Genomic DNA, 26401 nt, shown 5'->3' with positions numbered 1-26401 from the left:
TAAACCCTTTTTGAATGAAAACACTTTTACTGGTTAGACATTCCAAGAGTGACTGGCCGGAAGATATGGATGACTTTGACCGTCCGTTGACCGAGCTTGGAAGAACAAACGCTCCAAAAATGGCTGAATTTCTAAGATTCAACAATATAGATATTGACAGCTTTGTCACAAGTCCCGCTGTTAGAGCCAAACAGACTTGCGAGTTATTTTCTCAGGTTTACGGAAAAGATTACAGCACCAAAGAAAAGTTGTACAGACCGTCTGAGGAAAATTTTCTCTCAGTTATATTTGATACGGATGACAGTGTCAACAGTTTAGCCTTGTTTTCTCACAACAACGGGATCTCCAATTTCGCCAATTCTCTTTCCGATGAGATCGTAAATTTACCAACTTCGGGTGTTGTTGCTTATGAAATTGATTGTGACAAATGGAGTGATTTCGAAATGGCAAAGAAGAAGTTTCTGTATTTCTATTCGCCTAAGAATTTTAATCAATAGTTTTTAAATAAAAAAACGCCCAAATTTGGGCGTTTTCTGTTATTTGATTTAATAATTAAATTTCTAAAGCTTTCTGATAAGCATTCTCGATTCCTTCGATATTTTTTCCGCCGGCTGTAGCAAATCCCGGATTTCCGCCGCCGCCGCCTTGGATTTCTTTGGCTAATTCTTTTACGATATTTCCCGCGTGGTAATTCGCTTCCAGATCCGCAGAAACACCAACTGTTATCATTGGTTTTTCACCCGCATCTGAAATAATAATTGTAACAGAATTCGGAATTTCTTTTTTCAGTTGGAACACGATGTCTTTTACAGAACCTGCATCCAGAGAAGTTTTCTTAACTAATAATTTCTTTCCGTTGTTATCTTCGAAATCATTTTTCCAGTTTTGTATTTCGCCTTTTGCTTTTTCTTTTTTGAAAGATTCGATTTCAGATTTCAGAGCAGAGTTTTCTTCCAACAATTTTTCAATTGATTTTGACAAATCTTTTGATTTTAACAATTGTGAAATTTCTGTAAACTGAGTTTCCAAATTCTTGAAATATTCTTCCGATTTTTCTCCGGAAATTGCCTCGATTCTTCTGATTCCTGCAGCCGCGGAACTTTCAGAAACAATCTTGAAATGACCAATTTCACTTGTAGATTTAACGTGCGTTCCACCACAAAGTTCTTTCGAACTTCCGAACTGAATCATTCTTACATTGTCACCGTATTTTTCGCCAAACAACGCCATTGCTCCCCTATCCAAAGCTTCCTGAATCGGAATAGTTCTGAATTCCTGCAACGGAATGTTTTCTTTGATTTTTGCATTCACTTTTGATTCTACCAAAGCCAACTCTTCTTCAGTCATTTTAGAAAAATGAGAAAAATCAAATCTCAAATAATCCGGACCAACATACGAACCTTTCTGTTCAACATGCGTTCCTAGAACTTCTCTTAAAGCTTCGTGCAACAAATGCGTCACCGAGTGATTAGCCTGGGAGTTCTTCCTGTCGGCAACATTTACTTTTGCATAGAAAACTGCGCCAGCATCCTTTGGAAGCGCATTGATCAAAGAAATGATCAATCCATTTTCTTTTTTAGTTTCAAGAACTTCAAAGCTTTCTGCTGCATTTTCAAGCGTTCCTTTATCACCCACTTGTCCTCCACCTTCCGGATAGAAAGGTGATTCGCTTAAAACAACCTGGTAAAATTCGCCGTCTTTATTTTCTACTTTTCTGTATCTTGTGATGTAAGTTTCCGATTCTAATTGATCATAACCTACAAAGTTTTCTGGTTTTTCTTCTAAAGTTACCCAATCGTAAACTTTCTGAGCCGAATCTGCTTTAGAACGCTGTTTTTGTTGATTTAAAGCCTGTTCAAATCCAGCTTCATCGATGGTTAAGCCTTTTTCCTCAGCAATGATTCTTGTTAGATCATCAGGAAAACCGTAAGTATCATACAATTCAAAAACTTCTTCTGTAGGCAATATTTTTTTACCTTCGGAAATGGTTTGCTGAATTAATTTATCAACTCTAATTAATCCTGTCTCAATGGTTCTTAAAAAAGATTCTTCTTCACTTTTAATTACTTCAGTAACCAAAGTTCCTTGTTTTTCCAATTCCGGGAAGAATTTACCCATTTGTTCCTGAAGAACAGCAACCAATTGGTAAAGGAAAGGTTCTTTTCTATCCAAAAATCTGTAGGAATAAGAAATAGCTCGTCTCAATATTCTTCTGATAACGTAACCTGCACCACCATTGGAAGGTAGCTGTCCGTCCGCAATTGCAAAAGAGACTGCTCTGATGTGATCTACAACCACACGGATTGCGATATCTTTTTCATCCGTTAAAATCCCTGTATATTTTTTACCGGAAAGCTCCTCAACTTTAGCAATTAATGGTGTGAAAACATCAGTATCGTAGTTGGATTCTTTATGTTGCAAGGCCATACAAAGACGCTCAAATCCCATTCCTGTATCAATATGTTTTGCAGGAAGATTTTCCAGAGATCCGTCCGCTTTTCTGTTAAATTGCATGAATACCAGATTCCAGATCTCGACAACTTGCGGATGATCGTTATTAACTAATTCAAGTCCGGAAACTTTGGCTTTTTCTTCAGCACTTCTCAAATCAACATGGATTTCAGAACAAGGTCCGCAAGGTCCGCTTGCTCCCATTTCCCAGAAATTATCTTTCTTGTTTCCATTAATAATTCGGTCTTCGGAAATGAATTGTTTCCACAAATCGTAAGCTTCTGTATCTCTTTCAAGATTCTCTTTTTCGTCACCTTCAAAAATGGTTACGTAAAGGTTTTCTTTCGGAATTTTGTAAACTTCCGTCAACAATTCCCAAGCCCAGGTAATCGCTTCTTTTTTGAAATAATCGCCAAAAGACCAATTCCCCAACATTTCAAACATCGTATGATGGTAAGTATCACGACCAACATCGTCCAAATCATTATGCTTTCCGGAAACTCTAAGACATTTTTGTGTATCGGCAATTCTGGATGATTTCGGTTCTTTGTAACCTAAAAAATAATCTTTGAACTGCGTCATTCCGGAATTGGAAAACATCAGGGTCGGGTCATCTTTCAGGACAATTGGCGCAGAAGGAACGATCAAATGTTCTTTGCTTTTGAAAAAATCTAAAAATTGCTGTCTTATTTCTTGTGAAGTCATAATTTAATTTTGCTTATTTGAAGCTTTTTGTGGTTGGCAAATTTAATGAAATTATGTGATTTTGAGAATGTTTTTCTATGTCTAAAATTGAAATTAATGACAAATCTGCGGATAGTAAGGGCACGAGTGAAACGAGCAGTCTTATCAGAAATTTTTAATTTTTAACAAGATGAAACCCTTGAATAGCCCGAAATGTCCGCCCAAATATTATTTATAATGTCTGAAAATCCCAAAATCCGTTGGTGTCCAAAGCGCCGCTTTTTGTCCGGCAGCTTTTAGGCCGTCATTTGCCCAGGTGTTGCAGGTGTAGGTAAAGTTGTAGCTGCCTTTTGCATCGTAAAAAGCATCATTATTTCCATAAACTGCATCGGTTTTTATCAAGATGTATTTGCCGGCAGAATCTTTGTCAAACTTATCATCTATGAATTTAATCAAATTCTGATATTGTTTTTCCGTCAGCATTATCTTCTTGCAGTCATCGGCTACAGTCATTTTTTTGTAATAAGTACAATGCATCGCAGATTCGCTGAGCCAAAATGCCGCTTTGAAAGCTGTAGAAAATTTGAGATCAGCCCAGGTTGGCGTGTCAAGATAGAAACCTTTATCACCCCAACCAAAAGAGATATAATTGAAATCTGTCTCTTTTCCTTTGGTGTTTTCAAACGGCAGTTTTTCGCTCCAGTCTATATATTTTGTTTTGATGGGAAGCACCAGATCGGTATGGACACCATTGGTCAGGATATAAGCTTCTATTATTTTAGGATCATCTGTCTTCTTGGCTTTTACAGGAATCAATGGCAGCAACAATCCCAAAATGATATACAAAAAAACGACTCCAATAATGAAGCCGATGATTTTTATGATTACTAGTAATTTCTTTTTCATCCGGACGTTTTACGAATCGTATAGAACAATAAAGATAATAAAATTTTTAAAGCAAAACGGTTATGTTAATTTTTTTTAATTTTCCTTGGATTTTTTAAAATTTATTTTGAAATTTAATAACGAAAAATCACTGATATATGCCGAAAAAACGTCAATCCAACAAAAGATTAAAAATCAGAGTAAAAGTTGCACCGAAGAGAGCTCAAAAGAAAAGATAGCTTGACAAACGGGATTTTACTCAGATAAGAAGTCGAGATTCCGTTTTAGGCCTGCAAATTTTGTTCGTTTGATTGCAGATTTTCTGAAAACCGAGGAAAAAATCTCCTGGGTAATGTCTTTCCACTCTTGTTTTGTAAAATTTTTGAGCTGGGAATTCGGATGAAATTTCTCTTCCAGAGTTGGAGCGGAAAAACGGTTCCAGGGACAAACATCCTGGCAGACGTCGCATCCGAACATCCAATCATCCATTTTGTTTTTGAAAAAATCAGGAATCTGATCTTTCAATTCTATGGTTGCGTATGAAATACACTTGCTCCCATCGATAATTTTATCTGAAATGATGGCATGAGTCGGACACGCATCGATACATTTGGTGCAGCTTCCGCAATGGTCTGTCACAGGAGAATCTTCGACCAAATCCAAGTCACAGATAATCTCCGCCAGAAAATAAAAAGAACCATATTTCTTAGTGATTAGGTTTGAGTTTTTTCCAACCCAGCCGATTCCGGATTTCCGGGCCCAGGCTTTTTCCAAAACCGGCGCCGAATCTACAAAAACACGAAAAGAGAATTCCCCAATCTCATCCTGGAGTTCAGCAACCAGAGATCTCAGTTTTTCTTTAATGACCTCATGATAATCTTCACCGTAAGCATATTTTGAAATTTTGAAATTTTCATTCTGCAATTTTTCTTCGGGGAAATAATTATAGCTTAGAGAGATCACAGATTTGGAACCCTCCACAAGCAATCTTGGATCCAGACGCTTATCAAAATGGTTTTCCATATATTTCATCTCACCATGAAATTGATTTTTCAACCAGTTTTCCAGATGTAAGGCTTCTTCTTCCAAAAAATCCGCCTTAGAAATCCCACACGACTGAAAACCAAAAGCCAAAGCCTTGGTTTTAATAAGTTGCGTGTATCTTTCTTTAAGATTCATAAAATATTTTGCGAAATTAAGACATTTAATTAATTCCGACGGGAATCGATTTTTGACACTATCAATTTTATATGGAAATTTGAATTTTATATTGTAGTTTTGTTACTATTTAACTGTAAAATTTAAAATTATGGCAATAGAAGATGTTTTAAGAGCAGGAAACTATCACTTGATTGATGTACGCGAGCCTTTGGAACTGGAAGTAGACGGAAATATCGCTGAAGCGCAGAATATTCCTTTAGGAGATATCGAAGCTCATATTGATGAGATCAGAGCGTTGGAAGGAAATGTGATTTTCTTCTGCAGATCAGGAAACCGTTCCGGAAAAGCTACAGATTTCTACAAATCACAAGGTTTTGAAAATGTTTATAATGGCGGAGGTTATAATGATCTTAGCCAGACTTTGGATAATATTTAAGATTTGGTCTTATAAAAAAGTAAAGCGGGAATTAATCCCGCTTTTTTTAGTTTTTACCCCTTGATAACAACCACATTACTAAGCCGATAACGCCAACTACAAGAATAATTCCCCACCACATTCCGGCTTTGAAAATAGTTTCCACTGCTTCACAACTTGTCAATAACCCTAATATTAGGAATAATGGAATAATATTGATATATCTTTTCATAATTTATTTATTTGTATTAAAAATTCAAAACTTAAGCCAAAATGGTATTTTTTTGATAAAATGGTATTTTGTATTCTAAGTGGTCGGTACTTTCCAAAATAAATAACCACTGAGATTCAGTGGTTATTCTATACTTTTACTGGTACTTTTGTTTTCTTTTTATTGGCTTTCTCTTCTATTTTATTCACAATATAACCAATTATAAAAGGCGCAGCCCAGGTCAGAGCCATTCTTAACAATCTTGTTTTCATATTTTAAATTTTCAATACTATTACAAGAAGTGAGCCATTATTAATTTTCATCAGAAGCATAGTTCTGAACAGCTTCTTTTAAACTTTTATAAATTCTTTGCTTCAATTTCCGAGGTCCTAAAACTTTTATAAATTCACCCATTCCCAGAATCATTCTTTCCAATTCGAAGTTCAGCTGAACACAGATTCTGAAAGTTGTTCCAGATTCTTCTTCTTTGACAATCTCCTGAGAATGATGGAAAGGTTTGGTCTTCACATAAGGTGCGTGTTTTCGTGTAACGAAGAAAATCACATTCTGAGGGCGTTGGGTTTCGGAAACAGTAGCGCCGATTACTTCTCCAAAATATCTGTCTGCATTGAAGTCTTTATCAACATACTCGATTTTATCTTCAAAGGAAATTTCTTCCATTCTGTCCAAAGCCAGATTCATAATCTTGTTTTTGTGCCAACAGATTAGAAACCAACGGTTATTATATTCTTTCAGTAATTGCGGATGAACAATAAAGTGATTGGATTCTCTGGCTTTGAAACTCTTGTAAAGAATCTTCAGGACCTTTTTACTCAGGATACTTTCGTACAAGACATCGATATACTCCAGGCCTTTCAGTTGTTCATTTTTATCAAGATGAATAATCGATTTCTGATTGGTCGACTGGATCGAATCTTCCAATTTCTGAATGACACCATTCATCTCTTTGAACATGGAAAAATCCTTGAATTGTTTCAGAATCTGAACGGCATTATTCATGGCTTTCAAATCACTTTCATTAACCGAAATATTATGAATACTGTAATCAGGATCACTATATCGATAAAAGCGTTTTTCGTAAACCTCGATTGGTGCTTCATAACCGAATTTTTCACTCCGCATATTCTGCAAATCCAACTGAATGGTACGTTTGCTAACAAAAGATTCTTTGCCTTCAAATTCAAACAAAGCTTCGGAACATTCGTCCATCAGATCTTCCAAAGTATATTTTTTATATTTATTTTTCAGGCATTTGTCGAGTGTTTTGTAGCGGATTAAAGCATTTTTGTTGGAAGACATAGAATAATTATAAATGATTAATTATGAATTATGAATGAATTTGAATTGCCGTAAAATTTGACAATTTTCTAAACTCCAGTAAATCCTAATCTTTTTTCCTTAAAGCTTCTCCTTCAAAAGAAATCCCGTCCCATCCAAACTCGATAAAATTTCTGATATTTTGGTGGTCTGTTCCTTCAGGGTTTTTCAAAACATCAGTTTTATAAAAGTCCCCGAACAACGCTAAAGTTTCTTCCTTTGAAAGTTGATTCAATTTTGCAAAACTAAAAACCTTGCAAGAACCATTATTTTGATTGGCTTCGTTAACCGTATTTCCGTTCGTGAATTTCGTTGGTGTGAAATCATAATTCTCATCAATAAAAGCAATTACTTCTTTGAAATCAATTGTTTTCTGAGTGTTTTTCAGTTGTTCTAAAATCAATTTAATAAAATTTTAGTAAAAATATTTAAAATAATTTTCCTGCGCAAAAACATTGCGCACTTGCATAATTACTTTGCATCATCAAAATAAACAAAAATGAAAACAATTACAGGAAACGACTTAATCGCTTTAGGATACACACCAAAAAAATGGTTTGCCGAAGCTTTGCAATATATCAACGAAAATAACCTTGATGAAACTCAAATGAAAGAATATCTGGAGCAGTTCAAATCTCCGGAACCGATTTCATTATTGGACACTCCTGCTGAATTTGTCATCAACATTCGGGCAGAAGATGAAAGCGAAAATGACAACGTAGAAAAAGTCATCAATACAATGAATGTCTTAATGAAAACACCAACCTTAATAACTGGAGCAATTATGCCAGACGCTTGTCCAACAGGACCAGAAGGTCATATTCCGGTGGGTGGTGTTGTAGTGGCTAAAAATTCGATTCATCCCGGATTTCATAGTGCAGATATCTGCTGTTCTGTGATGTTGACAGATTTTGGAAAAGTGAATCCGAAAGATGTTTTGGATGCAGCACATTCTATCACACATTTTGGTTATGGAGGACGACCAAGAGGTGAGCAAATGCTAATGTCTCAGGAATTAATGGATGCTTTCAGAGAAAATCTTTTCCTGAATGACGAAAACCTCATCAGCATCGCACGTTCGCATATGGGAACTCAGGGTGACGGAAACCACTTTCTGTTTGTCGGAATTTCTAAAAATACAGGAAACACAATGCTAGTGACACATCACGGTTCAAGGGCGCCAGGCGCAAAATTATACGACAAAGGGATGAAAGTCGCCAACCGTTTCCGAATGGAACTTTCGCCGGAAACATTGAAGGAAAACGCCTGGATTCCGTTTGAAACTGAGGAAGGACAGCAATATTGGGAAGCTTTGCAATTAATCAGAAAATGGACTAAAGAAAATCACGAATCCATTCATAATGCGACTTTAGACAAATTAAATATTGAAAAACAACACAGATATTGGAACGAACATAATTTTGTATTCAGAGATGGAGATTTATTCTACCACGCGAAAGGAGCAACGCCACTGGACGAAAAATTTTTGCCGGATATTACAGGTCCAAGACTGATTCCTCTGAATATGGCGGAACCTGTACTGATTGTCCAAGGAACAACCAACGACAGAAATTTAGGTTTTGCTCCTCACGGCGCAGGAAGAAACTTCAGCAGAAGCTTTCATAAAAAATCTCTGGCGCACAAAACTATTGATGAAGTTTTTGCTGAGGAAACCCAAGGTCTGGATATCCGTTTTTTCACCAACGAAATTGATATTTCCGAATTGCCAAGTGCCTACAAAAGTGCCAAAAACGTAAGAGCCCAAATCGAAGAATATGGACTTTGCGAAGTTCTGGACGAAGTGATGCCTTACGGTTGTATTATGGCAGGAGACGTTGGGAAGAATGCGCCCTGGAAAAATAAAAAGAAGAAGTATTTTGTGAAAAGGTAATTTTATAAGTATCTGTCTTCTAAGCAGACGATCAAAGGTTCGAAATCGAAGATTCGACGAAGTCAATCTTTTCACGCTCACTTAGAAATTTAAAAACAATGAAAACAAAAATAATAGATAAATTAAAAACTCTTGAGAAAGAGAAAAATATACAGATACTTTTTGCGATAGAATCAGGAAGCCGTTCTTGGGGATTTGCTTCTCCCGACAGCGATTACGATATACGTTTCATATACAAACATCCTATAGATTGGTATCTTTCGCCGTGGGAAAAGCGTGATACAATAGAATTTATGACCGAAGATGATTTGGACGGTTCCGGTTGGGACTTGAAGAAGACTTTTCATTTATTGAACAAATCGAACGTTCCGCTTTTGGAGCATCTGTTTTCACACATATTTTATATAAAAAATGATACATTCCTGGAAAAGATGATACCTTTAGCAAAAGAAGCTTTTTCTCCTGTTTCGGTAGTTTTCCATTATTTATCAATAAGTAAAAAATATTTGGAATCGTGTAACAAAGATAAAGTGAAACTTAAAGATTATTTCTATTGTCTAAGGACAACTTTAGCCTCAAAATGGGTTGTTGAGAAAGGAGCTTTTCCGCCGATAATATTTCACGAAATGTTAGATTTGTTACCCGAAAATATGTTCTATAAAGTTCAATTTTTATTGAATGTAAAATCTGAAAATGGAGAAAAGTATTTCCACGCTCAAGATTGGGAACTTTTCGAATATCTTAAATCAGAAATAGAAAGTCTTTCAGAAAAAGCAAAAACTTTGAGAGCAGGAAATCTTGATAAATCAGAAGCTGAAAGAATATTTGTAGAATTATTGAAATCGTAACAATGATAACTATCGATTTTTTAAAACAAAACAACCTTATCCTTTTCGAAGCCATTTCCGGAAGCAAGTCTTTCGGATTGGCAACGGAAAATTCGGATACTGATATAAAAGGTATTTTCTATTTACCGAAAGCTTTGTTCTTTGGTTTAGAATATATTCCACAAGTTTCAAATGCAACTAATGATATTGTCTATTACGAGATTGGAAGATTCACTGAACTTTTATTAAAGAATAATCCAAATATTCTGGAAATATTAGCAACGCCGGAAGATTGTATTCTTTACAAAAATCCGATAATGGATAAATTTCGTCAGGAAGATTTTCTATCAAAACTTTGTAAAGATACTTTTGGTGGATATGCGTCAACTCAGATTCAGAAAGCAAGAGGACTTAATAAAAAGATTGTGAATCCTGTTGAAAAAGAACGAAAAGGAATTTTGGATTTTTGTGTGATTTTGGAAGATTCAAATTCAATTCCTGCAAAAGATTGGTTGAAGGAAAAAAGCTTTTTACAAGAAAATTGCGGTTTGGTAAAGATGCCCAATTCAAAAGGTGTTTTCGCTTTGTTTTATGATGAAATTGGAGATAAAAAATACAGCGGAATCTATAAAAATGCATATTCTAACGAAGTCAGTTTATCATCTGTCCCAAAAGAAGAAAAGCAAAAAGCTTATCTGTTTTTCAATCAGGATGCCTACTCTATTTATTGCAAAAACTATAAAGAATATTGGGATTGGGTCGAGAAAAGAAATGATGACCGATACAATACCAATCAACAGCACGGCAAAAATTACGACAGTAAAAATATGATGCATACTATTCGTCTTTTGCAATCGGCTGTTAATATTTTCAAAAATAATAAGATTGAAATCCGTATTAAAAACCGTGATGAACTTTTGGATATCAAAGCTGGAAATTGGAATTATGATGATTTGCTTTTGTTAGCAGATAAGCTAATTGAAGAACTGAATTCACTCGCTAATAGATCTTCTTTACCAGATTTACCAGATAAAGAAAAAGCTAAGAGAACATTACTAGAAATCAGAATTCAGCTGTACAAATAACACCATCAGATTTTGATGGTGTTATTTTTTTCACCCACTTTGTAACAAATCAAAAACAATCACAACCAATTAATTGACATATCAATAATTGATAAATCATTTTAAAATTTCAAACTATGGAAAAATTAAATTCAATCATATTTTACAATATCGATAAAGCCATCCGAGCTTACAGAAATTACGCACAAAGACAACTGAAAGCGAATGGCTTCAATATCACAATCGACCAATGGCTCATCATCAAAGCGATTCTCGAAAATCCTAAAATCACTCAAAATGAAATCGGAAATCTGGTGTTCAAAGACAATGCTTCGGTTACGAGGATTATTGATTTATTAGTCAAATCGGGATTCATCATTCGTGAAATTCATCCCAATGACCGAAGAAAAACCAATTTGAAAGTAACCAAATCTGGTAAAGAAATCATCGAAAAAGTCCAGAACCTTGTAGAAAATAACAGAAGTGTGGCTTTAGAAAATGTTTCTAAATCTGAGTTAGAAATAATGAACTCTGCCCTTCTCAAAATAGCAGAAAACTGCATCAATACAAAGAAATAAACAGAGCATATTCATCTGCAAAAAATCAATTAAATCAACGAGAAACAAATAATCAACCTTAATTAAAAAAATAACACAATGACCAGAATATTTTTAGCCATACTCATTTGGATAGTGTCTTTCTGCACCACATTGTTTGCGCAGTCCAGCCAGAATTTTTCTTTGTCGGGAACGATTGATTCCGGCAATACGAATCAGGTAGAAATCAATCTATTCAATTCGGAAAACAAATTGGTAAAAACCGAAGTCACCGATCAAAACGGAAAATTCTCTTTCAATGATTTGATATCAGGAAATTACCTTCTGAAAATCAATAAGAACGGTACCGAAGTTTATCAATCGGAAGTTTCCGTTAATGAAAATGTTATACTTCCTTCGATTGCACTCAACGAGAAATCTATTGAAGCGGTAACCATTACCAAAACAAAACCTTACATCGAAAGACAGGACGGGAAAATGATCCTGAATGTAGAAAACAGCATCGCTTCAACCGGAAATTCTGCCTTTGAAGTGTTGGAAAAAGCGCCCGGCGTCAACATCGACAGCAACGACAATATCAGTATGCGCGGTAAAGCCAATCTGCTTGTTCAGATCGATGGAAAAAACACACCAATGACCGGAACCGACCTTGCGAATTACCTCAGAGGAATTCCGTCTTCAAATGTTGAAAAAATCGAATTCATTACCAATCCTTCGTCAAAATATGATGCGGCGGGAACATCCATCATCAACGTCAAGCTCAAAAAAGATCAGCGAAAAGGTACCAACGGCAGTCTTTCTACGTCTCTCGGAACCGGAAAATATATTAAAAACAACAACAGTTTCAGCATCAACCACAGAAACAAAAAAGTCAATCTTTTTGCCAATTACAGCTTTGCTTACAGGGAGTTTTACAACAAGTTGATTCTCGACAGGAACTTCTATGAGAATGGAACTTTCAAGAATGCTTATGTTCAGGATAATTTTTTGAAAATGAATTTCCGCAATCACATCGCAAAAGTCGGTATGGATTATTACGCCAATGATAAAAATGTTTTAGGATTTTCAGTAGGTTTTGTCAGCAATAGATTTGACCCGACAAGTAATAACGACACGCAGGTTCTGAACCAAAATTACCAGCCCGACGGAACATTTAACACCAAAAGCAACAACCGCGACCATTGGAAAAATGTATCTCTGAACTTCAACCACAAATATAAAATCGACTCGTTAGGTTGGGAACTCACAACCGATCTGGATTACATCAACTATTCCAACACATCGCTTCAGAACTTCAACACAAGGAACTTTGATGTTGCCGGCAATCTTTCGCCATCTACCGACGACAGTCCGAATCCATATATTTTAAAAGGCGATCTGGACGGCAATCTCAATATCTATTCCTTAAAATCTGACCTTACCAAAGTATTCAGAAACAACTGGAAATTGGAAACAGGAGTCAAAACAAGCTTCGTGAAAGCGGACAACGACCTTCAGTTTTTCAATGCAAGCTCGGGCAATTCTGTGATTGACAGATCAAAAACCAACCATTTCATTTACGAGGAAAACATCAACGCAGCTTATGGAAACGTGATCAAAAACTGGGATAAGTTCAAAGTTAATTTTGGTCTTAGGGTAGAAAACACCAACATTACAGGAAATCAAGTCACAACGAACCAAATCAACAAAAAGAATTACACACAGTTATTTCCAAGTGCCGTTTTTTCTTATGATGTGGATGACAAAAGCACGGTAGAACTCAACTTCAGCCGAAGAATCACAAGACCGAATTACCGTCAGCTCAACCCGTTCAAATTCTATCTGGACCCGACAACCTACCAGGCAGGAAATCCCAATCTCGATCCGCAAACTATGATGAATTATGAGTTCACCTACAGTTTGAGCAACAAATATTTTGCAACCTTGAGCTACAGCAAAACCAACAAAAACATCACCGATGTTCTGATGCCCATTATCGAAGACGATAAAACAGTGGTGGTACAGACCAACGAGAATCTGAGTTCCGCATCTTATTACGGACTCAACCTGATTGCACCTGTAAAAATGACCAAATGGTGGGATATGAATAACAACGCCAATTTCTATTATGGAACTTACACAGGGAACATCTCCAATACTTACATAAAAAACGAAGGGAACTTCACCTTCAACATCAACAGCATCAACTCTTTCAAGATTGGGAATGGTTATTCGGCAGAATTATCAGGAAACTACCAGGCAAAGCAAATCTATGCTTATATGCACCTGAAACCGATGTGGTCTGTAAACATCGGTGCTCAGAAGAAATTCAAGAACAACAGTACCCTCAAGTTTTCTTTCAACGACATCTTCTTCAAGAGCAATCCGGAAGCCCGAAACATCTATTCCGGCTATGTAGAAAACTTCATTGTGAGAAGAGACACCAGAGTGGCGACGCTTTCCTACACTTATAACTTCGGTTCAGGAAAATCCGGACAGGCTAGAAAAACTGGTGGTGCGGATGATTTGAAACAGAGAGCTGGGAATGGGTAAAACGAGAAATTCAGCACTGTCATTGCGAGAAACGAAGTGACGAAGCAATCTCTTGCAAACATCCTCTTTGTCATTCCGGAGGAATCTAAACAATACATATGTATTAAATTGCTTATTTCAGATGTCGCTTTATAGCTGTATAAACTATATGCCTACGTTTACGTAACTGTTTTTCAAAATGATTTGACTTAAAAATATCACAACATCTCTTGACATAACCCATATAATTTGAATTTTTAAATTTGGATTTTATTTCACTTTTAACGAAATAAAACTCACCTTTTTCATTTAACTGCAATGTTGATCTAGTTCTAAATTTTTGTTTAAGTTCATTGTTTTCGGCGTCAAGATCACGCAAAGGTCTGTTATAAAGTTTTTTTATTTGATTCAAATAAATAGCTTTAGTTTGAAATGGATCTTTTTGATTCACTTTAAGAGTTCTACGTCCCCTTCTTTTTACAATACTTATTAATCTTCTATAAAACTTAGCAAGATTAGTAGATTTTATGTGAACATTATAACCTCTAAATTCAAAGCCCAAATAGATTAATGGCGAATTAATCGACCTACTTCCGTCTCCATTTATTTTTACTGACGTTAATCTCTTTTGTTTTAATTTATTAAATATAAGATGTTCAAATATGAAAACTTCTGTCTTCGCAGTGCTTATTTCAATTTTACTTTCTTTAATTAAACTTTCAATATATTTCTTAATTTCATCAATCTCACCTGTTTTACAAATAATAACAATGTCGTCCGAATATCGCCTGTAATAAACATTTTTAACATTAACAAGATTTTGAATAATTGTTTTATCAAAGTCAAATAAGTAAATATTTGCTAATACAGCACTAATAGGCAATCCCTGAGGAATTCCAACAATTTGTTTCTGCTTATTTCTAAAAGGATTTTTGTAAATTCTTAATCTACCAGCTTTTATATGCTTTCGAAAATCTTCATTTGAATCAAAAAAACATTTAAATCCTCTTTTCCTTCTAATCTCAGCCAATCTACTTTCATCAAATTGAGATTTTCTTCCTGTTTTTTTATTGAATTTTCGCAGGTCGTCTTTTAAAATATAACTGAAATTGGTACAGGATTTAAAAACATTGTAATGGTCATTCGGGAGTTTTTCTTCATCAATAATGAAAGCCCATTTTTCTTTTAAAATTTTATGATCTAATGAAGAAAAGAAACCTTTAATATCGAAAGTTAAAACCGCTGTCTTTTCATTTTTTTCAGTTCTTAATTTAATTTCATCAAAAACCTCTTTTGCAAAATGTATTGTACTTTTTCCCTTATCCGAATTTTCTTCGGTTTTTATTTTCCTATAAGCAGTAACGCAGTCAGACAATTTCACAGTCGCCAAAAGCTTTTCTTCATATTTTGCATTTAATAAACTTGCATAATAGCCGTAGATTAAAGCATCATAATGACTCGCATAGTGTAGTGGTCTTAGCTTAGATGACTTTTCTGTATGTCCAGTCTTTTCTACAGTATGTTTGTGCGAACGTCCAATTGCTATATGTTTTGTGGAATCGTGCTTTTTAAACTTTCTTTCTTTAATAAATGAATGCATTAAGGGATAAAATGCATATTTCGATACAAATTCTTTATTCTCAATTTGTCTTTTATATACTCGCCAATTTTCACCAATTTTTAAACTTGGTGTAATGTGTAGATAACCTTTTGATTTTAACCAATCCGGAATGTTCTGAGAGTTATTCATATTAAAAACTTGTGCATCAAGTTCTAGCGATAATGATATTCTATTTTACATACATCCCGAAGGAGCGGACCAGTACCCAATAACTGAGTCATCGTGTGTTTCGTAAATGTTTAGAAGCTTTAACTAAATCAGTAACCCAATTTGATATGAGTCCAATTTGTTGTATATTAGCTTCAATTGTGAGTGCCCTGGTAGAGGCAGTCATTAGTAAATCTACATCCTGAATATCTCACATATTCAGTAAAGCTAAAAGCCCTTTAGTCCTAACTAGTTGTAAAAAATCAACTTTCTGCACAAGCATAGCAAATATAACATTATAATTATTATATTTATAAAAACTGAATAATTATAACTTTATGAAAGCTATTAAACTTGGAGATTTGTATTCTTTAAAAAATCATCCATATGAAAGTGATGCAAATAAAATCAAGATATCAGCTCTTGCTTCAATGACTCCGCCAATACTAGTTGTTTCGGAAATTCAAAACTCTCCCAATCAATATGATTCCGATACCGGTATTGCTAAAGCTAAACAAATCAAATGCATTTACTACTCACACAAGAATCATAAATTTGAAGAATCTTGGTTTGATTTAAACTTACTAAAACCTATTAGCAAAATTCAAGTAGAAGATAATAATGATGTTAATCCAGAGAAACAGTCAAAAGATGAAGACAAAAATGAATTTTTGGAAGACAATGGAGAAATTCGAACTGTAAAGATTGTACCATTACAGTATAATAAATCTTTAACTATTGATAGTATAAAGGAAACTTTTTTGCATAAACAGGTTATTTTAAAATCGTGTGATTTAGAACTTGGTAAAATAAAAACAACTTTTAGTGAAAGTAATAATAATCCTTCGCAAAAACTAACCGCACATCTTGACTTTCTGCCCCCCGTTTTAACTGTAATTGATGTAAAAATCAATGAGGAAAAAATTGGTTATAATCCAAAAACAGGTAATTTAAAAAAAATATCTTCAGTCTATCTTCTAAAATGTAAATGGTATAATCCATTTTCCGGTTCATTCTCAGAAGATTTTATTCCTATCGAAACTTTAAAAATTGTAGAACCTCAAGAGAAAATCAGCTTAATAGCTGAGATAGTTGGTGGGAATACTTTTCTTAGAAAAGAATTAAATAATAAAATTATTTTGGAAAACGGAATAACTCTTACACATACATATATAAAACCTTTAGAAATAATTTTCAATCATTACAAATACAAGGTAAAATACTACGACTTCTTCAGAGAAAAATATTCAGAAACAGATTTGTCAAATCTTCATTTAGATGATGACACCGCAAATATAGAGGAATTGATTGTAGAAAAAATTCCATCATATAATTCCTCATCACAAACTTTCACAAGTGTTGAAAATTTTGTTTTTACGAAAGGAAGTTATTATAGAATTACTTATAAAGATTTACAGGATAGGATTACCAAAAGGATTATTTATGTCAAAGAATTTGTCCCTAAAATTGTACTTATAGCTGACTGTTTACTTCGAAATGGTGAGGAGAGACATTTTAGAATAAAAGATGCTATTTTAAAAATAGAAGTTTTGGACTCAAAGTATTTTAATACACAAACTAGTGCAAACGTACCGCCTCCACCACCTCAAATAGTTTAATAAAAGCTTTTAAATCCCGATAGCGCGGATTTGCAATCCGTGCTTCCCCACAACAAAACCCAAAAACCCTAGCCTCCCGCTAGGGTTTCCCATTCCCCAATTTAACATAATATCCTGATAATAAAATATTTAACCTAAAAATAATTTCAATTCAAAATAAATTCTATATTTGAAAAAACAATTTAAAACACAAATATTATGTCTAGTACATCCGAAGTAGGACACGCTAAAAACGTAGCCAACCTGCAAAAACTAATCGAACAAGTTAGCGTTTACACACTTTACAATCCACCGGTAGCAAATCTATCGGTCAACAGTCTCCAAAACCTCTACACCACTGCCGTTGCAAAACTCAGCGAAGTAGAAGAAAAACGAACCGCCAACAAAAATGCCATTGCAGTGCGTCAAACCGCTTACGAAAATCTAAAACCAATCTGCACCCGTATTGTCAGCTTCTTAGACATTTTAGGATTACAGCAGGCAACTATCGACCAAGCCAGAACTTTAAACCACACCATACAAGGCGGACAAAAGAAAAAGACAACCTCCGAAAATCCCGACAACGGACAATCATCAAACAACAACTCAATTTCCACTTCCCGCCAATCCTACACTCAACAGGCAGAGAATTTTGGGATTCTGTTACAGTTGCTGGCAACGATCCCCGCTTACACGCCTAATGAGGACGATTTAAAATTAAACAATCTCACTTCCTATCACGCATCACTGGTGAGCGCTACCCAACCAGTAAACCAGACCGAAGCAGAACTGAATATCAAACTCACAGAAAGAGATCAGGTTTTATACGCAGAAGAAACAGGACTCTACAACATCGCCCAAAACGTCAAAAAATATGTCAAGACGATTTACGGAGCAACCTCCCCGGAATTTGAAACAGTATCTGCAATAAAATTTACAGTAGTAAAAAGCTAAAATCTACAGATATTCACAGATTTAGCATCAAAACATAACACTATACATCCTGACTGAATTTCCAGTCAGGATGTTTTTTATATGCTTTTAACAAGATTAATATTGCCATAACTATTAATCATATTCTTATGACTGCAAACTATATTCTCACTACTGCAGAGCATATTGTCATTACTTAAAATCACATTACCCCTACTGTGAAAGATATTGTCGCTACTGTAAATCATATTCTCATTACTTTAGAGCATATTTTCCCAACTGCAAATCATATTCTTGTCACTGTAAAGTATATTCTCATTACTTGAAATAATATTCTTAAGTCATAAACAATATATAATCTAATAGTAGCGGTGTCATCCTGATGCTCTCAAAGGATCTCCAACAAAAACCCACAAAAAAACCACCGAATTTCGGTGGTTTTCTATATGATTAAGATAATCTTAAGCTTCGTTCAAAGGCTTGTGCTCTCCCGGCTGGTCTTTACCTTCAGGATTTACTTTTCCTTCCGGTCTCGCAGGTCTTTCCGGTCTGTTCTGACCTTCAGGTCTTGGACCTCTCTGCTCACCTTCTTTCTTTTCAGGTCTTGGTGGTCTTGGCAACAAAACTTTTCTTGAAAGTTTCATTTTCTTACGGTCATCATAACCCATAAATTTCACCTCCACTTCATCACCTTCTTTGTAAGGAACTTTATCCAATCTCGCCCATTCGATTTCAGAGATGTGAAGCAATCCTTCAGTTCCTTTAGCAATCGCTACAAAAGCACCGAAATCCATTACTTTTACCACTTTACCTTTGTACACTTCACCTACAACCGGTACGAAGGTGATTTCATTGATCTTGGCAACAGCAGCATTGATTTTCTCTCTGTCTGTACCTGCAATCTCGATACGTCCGATCTCCCCGATTTCTTCAATCGCGATAACCGTATCGGTATCTTTCTGCATCTGTTGGATAATTTTACCTCCAGGTCCAATCACTGCACCAATAAAGTCTTTCGGAATCTCCATTACAACCATTTTCGGAGCGTGTGGCTTCACATCTGCTCTTGGTGATGCAATGGTTTCAGTAATTTTATTAAGGATATGTAACCTCCCTTCTTTAGCTTGTAACAGAGCTTTCTCCATAATATCCATAGAAAGACCCTGGATCTTGATATCCATCTGGCAGGCTGTGATTCCGTCTTCAGTTCCAGTCACTTTGAAGTCCATATCACCAAGGTGATCTTCATCTCCTAAAATGTCGGAAAGAACTGTCCATTTACCCGACTTTTTATCCGTAATTAATCCCATTGCAATTCCTGAAACAGGCTTCGTAATTTGAACACCTGCATCCATTAGCGCCAAAGTTCCGGCACATACAGTCGCCATAGAAGAAGAACCGTTAGATTCAAGAATATCGGAAACGATACGGATTGTGTAAGGATTCTCTTCAGGAATTACTGCTTGTAAAGCTCTTTGGGCAAGATTTCCGTGGCCGACTTCTCTTCTGGATGTTCCTCTTAGAGGTCTTGCTTCACCAGTTGAGAAAGGAGGGAAATTATAATGAAGGAAGAATTTCTCATCATATTGTGCCATTACGCTGTCCACCATATTGGCATCCTTTACGGATCCAAGTGTTACTGCTGTTAATGACTGAGTCTCCCCTCTTGTAAAGATGGCAGAACCGTGTGCGCCCGGCAGATAATCAATTTCGCTCCAGATTGGACGAATGGTTTGTGGATCACGACCATCAAGACGGATTTTGTCATTCAAAATCATCTGGCGCATCGCTTCTTTCTCCACATCATGATAATATACTTTTGCGAAAGGCGTTACTCTTTCCAACTCTTCAACATTATCAACGTATTGAGATAAGAATTCGTCAAGAACAGCTTTGAACTTCTCGCCTCTTTCCTCTTTTCCGGAAGGTGTTCTGGCAACTTCATATACTTTATCATAAGTTTCTTTCCATACTTTTTCACGGATGTCCTCATCATGAACTTCATGAGAGTATTCTCTCTTAGGGAAAGCTTTTCCTACTTTTTGAGCTAATCTTTCCTGAGCTTCGATTTGTTTCTTGATTTCTGCATGCGCAAACTGGATGGCTTCAAGCATTTCTTGTTCAGAGATTTCTTTCATTTCTCCTTCTACCATTACGATAGAATCCTTGGTAGCACCTACCATAATGTCCAGTTCAGAATCTTTCAAAGATTCATAAGTTGGGTTAACCGCCAACTTCCCATCAAATCTTACGACTCTTACTTCTGACATTGGCCCGTCAAAAGGGATATCTGTAATAGCGATAGCGGCTGATGCTGCTAATCCTGCCAAATCATCAGGGATAGAAGTTCCGTCATAAGAGATCAAAGAGATCATCACCTGAACTTCCGCATGGAAATCTTCCGGAAACAATGGTCTCAGAACTCTATCTACAAGACGCATTGTCAGGATCTCCTGATCCGAAGGTCTGGCTTCTCTTCTGAAAAAGTTACCTGGGATTTTTCCACCCGCATAGAATTTTTCTCTGTAATCTACTGTTAAAGGTAAAAAGTCAACACCCGGGTTGGCTTCTTTGTTGGCTACAACAGTCGCTAAAAGCATTGTTCCGCCCATTTTTACGACAACAGATCCGTCAGCCTGTTTTGCCAGCTTCCCTGTTTCTAGTGTGATTTCTCTGCCGTCTGCAAGAGTGATCGTTTCTGTAAACGCTTGAGGTATACTCATAAATTAATTTTGTTTAGACACTCCGTATTGAGTGTGATTGATATAAATTCGTCTAAAATTCGTGTGCAAATTTAAGCTTTTTAAAGTATAAAAATCATACTTTAATATAAGTATGAAAATAATTATTAAAACCTTTTCTTTTTTGGATTAAGGAATGTCGGAAAAACCATTACTTCTTCCCCAAATTCCTGAGCAATTCGCTCTTCGATATTGACCAGTTCGCTTTCCATGAATTGGTTGCGAAGTTCATCATTATCAAACCAAAGAAAAAGATTGGTATTTTTACCTTCATTCAGCATTTCAGAATATACTTCTGACAAGATGTACCTGTCGACATCCATTAGATTTTCAACCATTTGATGTAGCTCATTTTCAAGATAAAGATCCCATTCCTGGATTTTATTTTCTGTTGTATGAAAAGTAATACTAAGGATGCTCATTTTTTTATTTTTTATGATTAATGTTGATAAATTCAGAATGCAAAAATCGTATTTTTTTTGTAAATTAGCCCGTTATAAAAAACAGAAAAACTCAACAGGTCAGAAACTAATACAGCGTTCTGATTTACAATAAATTAAAAATATTTATGCATAAGGAAGGAGAAAGGTTAATACCGATCAACATTGTTGACGAAATGAAAACCTCTTACATCGATTATTCGATGTCGGTAATTGTATCAAGAGCGTTACCGGATGTAAGAGACGGATTAAAACCCGTACACAGACGTGTTCTTTACGGTATGTATGGGCTTAATGTATTTTCAAACAGAAAACATTTGAAATCTGCCAGAATCGTTGGAGACGTTTTAGGTAAATATCACCCACATGGTGACAGCTCGGTTTACGATGCAATGGTAAGAATGGCACAACCTTGGAGCTTGCGTTATGAGCAGGTAGACGGTCAGGGTAACTTCGGTTCCATGGACGGTGACCCACCTGCAGCAATGCGTTATACGGAAGCAAGACTGAAGAAGATCTCTGATGAGATTCTTGCCGATCTTGATAAGGAAACCGTTGATTTTCAAAATAACTTCGACGACTCTTTACAGGAACCTACTGTCCTCCCTACAAAAATCCCAAATCTTTTAGTTAACGGAACTTCCGGTATTGCGGTTGGTATGGCAACCAATATGGCACCGCATAACTTATCGGAAAGTATTGATGCCATCTGCGCTTACATAGACGACAGAGAAATCACGATTGATGACCTAATGAAGCACATCATTGCCCCGGATTTCCCAACAGGTGGTATCATCTACGGTTATGATGGAGTTCGTGACGCTTTCCACACAGGAAGAGGACGTATTGTTCTGAGAGCAAAAGTTAACTTCGAGGAGATTGGAAACAGAAACGCTATTATAGTAACAGAAGTTCCTTACCAGGTTAATAAAGCAGAAATGATTGCCAGAACAGCTGAGTTGGTTAAGGATGAAAAAATCACCGGAATCTACGAAATCCGTGATGAGTCTGACAGAAAAGGACTTCGTATAGTTTATGAATTAAAGAACGATGCAATTCCAAATGTCGTATTAAACCTTTTATATAAATACACCTCTCTACAAACTTCATTTTCAGTTAATAACATCGCCTTAGTTAAAGGAAGACCTGAACAACTGAACTTGAAAAACCTCATTCACCATTTCGTAGAACACCGCCACGAAGTGATTGTAAGAAGAACCGAATATGAATTGAGAAAAGCCAAAGAAAGAGCACATATTCTTGAAGGCTTTATGAAGGTAATCGGAACTCAGGATTCTCTTGACAGAGCTATTGCGATTATCCGTCACAGCGCTAATCCGCAAGCAGCAAAAGAAGGTTTGATTAGTGAATTCGAATTATCAGAAATTCAGGCTCAGGCTATTCTGGATCTTCGTTTGGCTCGTCTTACCGGAATGGAGTTGGACAAAATCCGTGCTGAGTATGAAGAGATAATGGCTTTGATCAAAGATCTGGAAGATATTCTTTCCAATGAGCCAAGACGTTATCAAATCATTAAAGATGAATTGATTGAAATCAAAGAAAAATATGGTGACGAAAGACGTTCAGAGATCGATTATTCTGGTGGAGAAATGTCTATCGAAGATATTATTCCTGACGAAAAAGTGGTTCTGACGATTTCTCACGCTGGTTATATCAAGAGAACGCTTCTTTCCGAATATAAAGTCCAGTCAAGAGGTGGTGTTGGAAACAGAGGTGCTACTACAAGAGACGAGGACTTCCTTGAATATATTGTAACTGCAACCAACCATGAGTATCTCCTGTTCTTCACAGAAAAAGGAAAATGTTTCTGGCTAAGAGTTTTCGAAGTTCCGGAAGGTTCAAAAACTGCAAAAGGCAGAGCTGTTCAGAATTTGATCAACATCGAACCTGATGATAAAATTAAAGCTTACATCAGAACAAAGGATCTTAAAAATCAAGAATACATCAACCAAATGAATGTGGTAATGATTACCAAAAACGGTACGATCAAGAAGACATCTTTGGAAGCTTATTCACGACCGAGAACCAACGGTGTTAACGCCATCGAAATCCGTGATAATGACCAATTGTTAGGTGCAAAATTAACGGACGGCAATTCTGAAATTATGATTGCTACCAAGAATGGTAAATGTATCCGTTTCCCTGAGGAAAAAGCAAGAGCAGTCGGGAGAAGTTCAATAGGTGTGAGAGGGATTTCCCTTGAAGATAATGATGAAGTAATCGGAATGATTGTTGTTAATGATCTGGAGAACGATACCGTTTTGGTGGTGTCTGAAAAAGGTTATGGAAAACGTACAGCTGTTGAAGATTACAGAGTTACCAACAGAGGCGGTAAAGGTGTAATTACACTTAACATTACGGAGAAAACAGGTAATCTGATTGCCATTCAAAGTGTAACAGATGAAGACGGATTAATGATCATCAACAAATCCGGTGTTGCAATCCGTATGAATACTGCCGACCTGAGAGTAATGGGAAGAAATACCCAAGGTGTAAAAGTCATTAATCTGAAAGGAAATGATGAGATTGCAGCGATTGCCAAAGTTGAAATGGATAAGGATGTGGAAGAAGAAAATGAAGAAGGACTTGAAAATGACAGCAACAACCCGGAATTCAAGGACCAACCTCAGATCGGTGACAATCAAATCAATCTTGGAGATAAAGAGGAATTAAGAAAAATTGAAGATGAAGAAGCCAATGATAATGCTGATGAATCTGAAAATAACGATTAAATTATAAAAGTAAATAAATGAAAAAATTAATTTTAAGTTTAGCTATTTTGTCTGCATCATTAGTTTGGGCACAGAAAAAAGAGATCGCTAATGCTGTAAAAGCAGTTGATTCAGGCGACTTGGCAACTGCAAACTCAGAAATATCAAAAGCTGAAGGTATCTTTGGCGATAAAACTTATCTGCTGGAACCTTCTGTTCTTGAACAATATTATTATGCAAAAGGCTTATCTCTTTTAAAAGCCGGAAAAAATATTGAAGGTGCAGAATATCTTGCTAAAATTTCAACGCTTGGAACCGAAGAAATCTACACCGGTAAGGATGCTGAAAAGAATAAGGTATATTTTGTCGGGAAAGCAGCAGCAGATAAGTCAGGAAGCGGACTTTCTCTTAAACAAGAAAAATATTCACCTGCATTGACGGAAAAATTAAGAGAGGCCATCGATCCCCTTTTACGCAAAGCAAATGAGGCTGCAACTACTAGCTATAACAACAAAAAATTTGATGTTGCCGGTGAAAAATTTGCAGAAACATATTATCTTTTCAAAGCTGCAGGTCAGGACAACAAAAATTTACTTTATTACGCAGGTGTAGCCTATGCTCAGACTCCTGATAAAAAAGCTCAGTCGACTGATATTCTCCAATCATTGATCAAATCAAATTATACAGGCGAAGAAACTGTTTACACTGCAAAAAATACAAAGACCGGACAAGTAGAAACTTTGGATAAAGCGGCATTTGATCTTTACAAAAAAGCAAACGCCGGTTACTCAGATTTCAAAATTGAGAAAACACCGAGCAAACAGGAAGAACTTTATGAGGTAACAGCATCTCTGTTATTCGAACAAGGAAAATATGACGAAGCTGGTAAAGTTGCAGAAGAAGGATTAAAAAAATTCCCTAAAAATCAATCTTTAGGACAAGTTCAAAGTAATTCTTATTTCAAATCTGGTAAAACCGATGAGTTTGTAAATAACCTGAAGGCAAAAATAGCTGCTAATCCAAACGATAAAGAAAGTTTGTACAATCTTGGGGTGATGCAGAGTAAAGATCCTTCAAAACAAGCTGAAGCAGAGGCCACTTTCAAAAAATTAGTTGATCTTGATCCCAAATTCCCAAATGCACTTAACAATTTAGTTTTTGCAATTTTAGGAGAAGATGAAGCAGCTATCAACCAATACAGAGAGCTTAAAAAAGCAGGCAAAATTGATGAAGCCAACAAAGTTCTGGAGCAAAGAAGAGCAAGATTCCAAAAAGCTTTACCTTATGCAGAAAAACTTTATGCAAACGATCCTAATAATAAAGAAGTCGTAACACTTCTAAAAGGCATGTACATGACCACTCAGAATACAGCAAAGTATAATGAGTTTAAAGCAAAAGAAGCTGGAATGAAATAAATCAAAAAAGAAGTCTCCGGACTTCTTTTTTGATTTTTTCAGTGCCAACTAAAAATGTATATTTGCGAACAAACATTTAAAAACAAATAAAAAATCTATATATGAAATTTTTCATTGATACAGCTAATCTGGATCAGATCAAAGAAGCACAGGATCTAGGAATTTTAGACGGTGTAACAACTAACCCTTCCTTAATGGCAAAAGAAGGAATCTCGGGCAAAGAAGCAATCAACCAACATTATATCGATATCTGCAATATCTCGGACGGTGATGTTTCTGCAGAGGTTCTTTCAACCACTTATGAGGAAATGATCAAAGAAGGAGAAGAATTAGCAGCACTTCATGAGAGAATTGTTGTAAAAATCCCAATGATCAAAGACGGTGTGAAAGCTCTTAAATATTTTTCTGACAAAGGCATCAAGACCAACTGTACATTGATTTTCTCAGCCGGACAAGCCCTTTTGGCAGCAAAAGCAGGAGCAACTTATGTTTCTCCGTTTTTAGGCAGATTAGATGACATTTCTGTAGACGGTCTTAATTTGATCGAAGAGATCAGAGTTATTTTTGACAACTACGCTTTCGATACAGAAATCCTTGCAGCATCTATCAGGAGTCCAATGCATATTATCAATTGTGCAAAAATCGGGGCAGATGTTATTACTTCTCCTCTGGCATCAATTCTTAATCTATTAAAACATCCTTTAACAGATTCTGGACTGGCCCAATTCGTAGCGGATTCTAAGAAATTAGGGTAAAATTATAAGGGCGCCTTTATCCGT

The 26401-nt window shown here is 35.9% G+C and carries 22 protein-coding genes; 12 read left to right on the top strand and 10 right to left on the bottom strand.

Translation table 11 applies throughout. The annotated features are described in order from the left end of the window. Nucleotides 1–14 precede the first annotated feature (14 nt). Nucleotides 15–497, top strand: coding sequence for a SixA phosphatase family protein (locus tag QOL71_RS00890; protein ID WP_283415131.1), 483 nt, complete (start codon nt 15–17; stop codon nt 495–497). Nucleotides 498–552: 55 nt separating this feature from the next. Here the strand turns inward: QOL71_RS00890 and alaS are convergent, their stop codons facing one another. From alaS to queG, 3 genes are all read right to left on the bottom strand, one after another. Next, nucleotides 553–3156, bottom strand: a complete 2604-nt coding sequence (gene alaS / locus QOL71_RS00885) for an alanine--tRNA ligase (RefSeq protein WP_283415130.1) — start codon at nt 3154–3156, stop codon at nt 553–555. 207 nt (nt 3157–3363) lie between these two features. Next, nucleotides 3364–4041 (bottom strand): TIGR02117 family protein, encoded by a 678-nt coding sequence (locus QOL71_RS00880; protein ID WP_283415129.1) that lies wholly within the window; start codon nt 4039–4041, stop codon nt 3364–3366. A gap of 234 nt (nt 4042–4275) precedes the next feature. After that, complete coding sequence (gene queG, locus QOL71_RS00875; RefSeq protein WP_283415128.1) at nt 4276–5199, bottom strand: tRNA epoxyqueuosine(34) reductase QueG; 924 nt, start codon at nt 5197–5199, stop codon at nt 4276–4278. A gap of 130 nt (nt 5200–5329) precedes the next feature. Between queG and QOL71_RS00870 the strand changes: the two genes are divergently transcribed. After that, nucleotides 5330–5617 (top strand): rhodanese-like domain-containing protein, encoded by a 288-nt coding sequence (locus tag QOL71_RS00870; protein ID WP_283415127.1) that lies wholly within the window; start codon nt 5330–5332, stop codon nt 5615–5617. 46 nt (nt 5618–5663) lie between these two features. Here QOL71_RS00870 and QOL71_RS00865 read toward each other — a convergent pair whose 3' ends face one another. The 4 genes from QOL71_RS00865 to QOL71_RS00850 all read right to left on the bottom strand — a co-directional run bounded on the left by QOL71_RS00865 (nt 5664) and on the right by QOL71_RS00850 (nt 7548). Beyond that, nucleotides 5664–5828, bottom strand: a complete 165-nt coding sequence (locus QOL71_RS00865; protein WP_283415126.1) for a phosphatidate cytidylyltransferase — start codon at nt 5826–5828, stop codon at nt 5664–5666. A gap of 128 nt (nt 5829–5956) precedes the next feature. Continuing rightward, nucleotides 5957–6079, bottom strand: coding sequence for a hypothetical protein (locus QOL71_RS00860; protein WP_283415125.1), 123 nt, complete (start codon nt 6077–6079; stop codon nt 5957–5959). A gap of 40 nt (nt 6080–6119) precedes the next feature. Continuing rightward, on the bottom strand, nt 6120–7127 hold the full coding sequence (locus tag QOL71_RS00855; protein WP_283415124.1) for a helix-turn-helix transcriptional regulator: 1008 nt from the start codon (nt 7125–7127) through the stop codon (nt 6120–6122). A gap of 85 nt (nt 7128–7212) precedes the next feature. Continuing rightward, entirely contained in the window at nt 7213–7548 is a 336-nt protein-coding gene (locus tag QOL71_RS00850; RefSeq protein ID WP_283415123.1) for a HopJ type III effector protein, read from the bottom strand. A gap of 96 nt (nt 7549–7644) precedes the next feature. Between QOL71_RS00850 and QOL71_RS00845 the strand changes: the two genes are divergently transcribed. The 5 genes from QOL71_RS00845 to QOL71_RS00825 all read left to right on the top strand — a co-directional run bounded on the left by QOL71_RS00845 (nt 7645) and on the right by QOL71_RS00825 (nt 14016). Next, nucleotides 7645–9036 (top strand): RtcB family protein, encoded by a 1392-nt coding sequence (locus tag QOL71_RS00845; RefSeq protein ID WP_283415122.1) that lies wholly within the window; start codon nt 7645–7647, stop codon nt 9034–9036. Nucleotides 9037–9134: 98 nt separating this feature from the next. Beyond that, a complete protein-coding gene (locus QOL71_RS00840; protein ID WP_283415121.1) occupies nt 9135–9884 on the top strand; it encodes a nucleotidyltransferase domain-containing protein in 750 nt (249 codons plus the stop codon). A 5-nt stretch (nt 9885–9889) separates the two neighbouring features. Then, nucleotides 9890–10948: a nucleotidyltransferase domain-containing protein gene (locus QOL71_RS00835; RefSeq protein WP_283415523.1), complete on the top strand. Its 1059-nt coding sequence runs from the start codon at nt 9890–9892 to the stop codon at nt 10946–10948. 116 nt (nt 10949–11064) lie between these two features. Beyond that, the gene (locus QOL71_RS00830) at nt 11065–11505 is read left to right on the top strand and encodes a MarR family winged helix-turn-helix transcriptional regulator (RefSeq protein WP_283415120.1); all 441 of its coding nucleotides are present in this window, start codon (nt 11065–11067) and stop codon (nt 11503–11505) included. Between the two features lie 78 nt (nt 11506–11583). Further along, complete coding sequence (locus QOL71_RS00825; protein ID WP_283415119.1) at nt 11584–14016, top strand: TonB-dependent receptor; 2433 nt, start codon at nt 11584–11586, stop codon at nt 14014–14016. Nucleotides 14017–14128: 112 nt separating this feature from the next. Here QOL71_RS00825 and QOL71_RS00820 read toward each other — a convergent pair whose 3' ends face one another. Next, entirely contained in the window at nt 14129–15745 is a 1617-nt protein-coding gene (locus tag QOL71_RS00820; protein ID WP_283415118.1) for a reverse transcriptase/maturase family protein, read from the bottom strand. A 356-nt stretch (nt 15746–16101) separates the two neighbouring features. Here QOL71_RS00820 and QOL71_RS00815 point away from each other — a divergent pair, with 356 nt between their 5' ends. After that, nucleotides 16102–17382 (top strand): hypothetical protein, encoded by a 1281-nt coding sequence (locus QOL71_RS00815; RefSeq protein WP_283415117.1) that lies wholly within the window; start codon nt 16102–16104, stop codon nt 17380–17382. Between the two features lie 198 nt (nt 17383–17580). Continuing rightward, entirely contained in the window at nt 17581–18315 is a 735-nt protein-coding gene (locus QOL71_RS00810; RefSeq protein ID WP_283415116.1) for a hypothetical protein, read from the top strand. 440 nt (nt 18316–18755) lie between these two features. On the opposite strand, the gene QOL71_RS00805 is transcribed toward QOL71_RS00810, so the two are convergent. Continuing rightward, entirely contained in the window at nt 18756–21017 is a 2262-nt protein-coding gene (locus QOL71_RS00805; RefSeq protein WP_283415115.1) for a polyribonucleotide nucleotidyltransferase, read from the bottom strand. Between the two features lie 125 nt (nt 21018–21142). Further along, complete coding sequence (locus QOL71_RS00800) at nt 21143–21457, bottom strand: DUF4286 family protein (protein WP_283415114.1); 315 nt, start codon at nt 21455–21457, stop codon at nt 21143–21145. A 146-nt stretch (nt 21458–21603) separates the two neighbouring features. Here QOL71_RS00800 and gyrA point away from each other — a divergent pair, with 146 nt between their 5' ends. The 3 genes from gyrA to fsa all read left to right on the top strand — a co-directional run bounded on the left by gyrA (nt 21604) and on the right by fsa (nt 26377). After that, a complete protein-coding gene (gene gyrA / locus QOL71_RS00795; RefSeq protein ID WP_283415113.1) occupies nt 21604–24228 on the top strand; it encodes a DNA gyrase subunit A in 2625 nt (874 codons plus the stop codon). Nucleotides 24229–24245: 17 nt separating this feature from the next. Then, nucleotides 24246–25622 (top strand): tetratricopeptide repeat protein, encoded by a 1377-nt coding sequence (locus QOL71_RS00790; RefSeq protein WP_283415112.1) that lies wholly within the window; start codon nt 24246–24248, stop codon nt 25620–25622. A gap of 101 nt (nt 25623–25723) precedes the next feature. Next, on the top strand, nt 25724–26377 hold the full coding sequence (gene fsa, locus QOL71_RS00785) for a fructose-6-phosphate aldolase (RefSeq protein ID WP_283415111.1): 654 nt from the start codon (nt 25724–25726) through the stop codon (nt 26375–26377). The last annotated feature ends 24 nt before the right edge of the window (nt 26378–26401 follow it).

This window comes from Epilithonimonas pallida, assembly GCF_900182975.1.
Lineage (GTDB): Bacteria > Bacteroidota > Bacteroidia > Flavobacteriales > Weeksellaceae > Epilithonimonas > Epilithonimonas pallida.
This window is presented reverse-complemented; position numbering and strand designations above follow the sequence as displayed.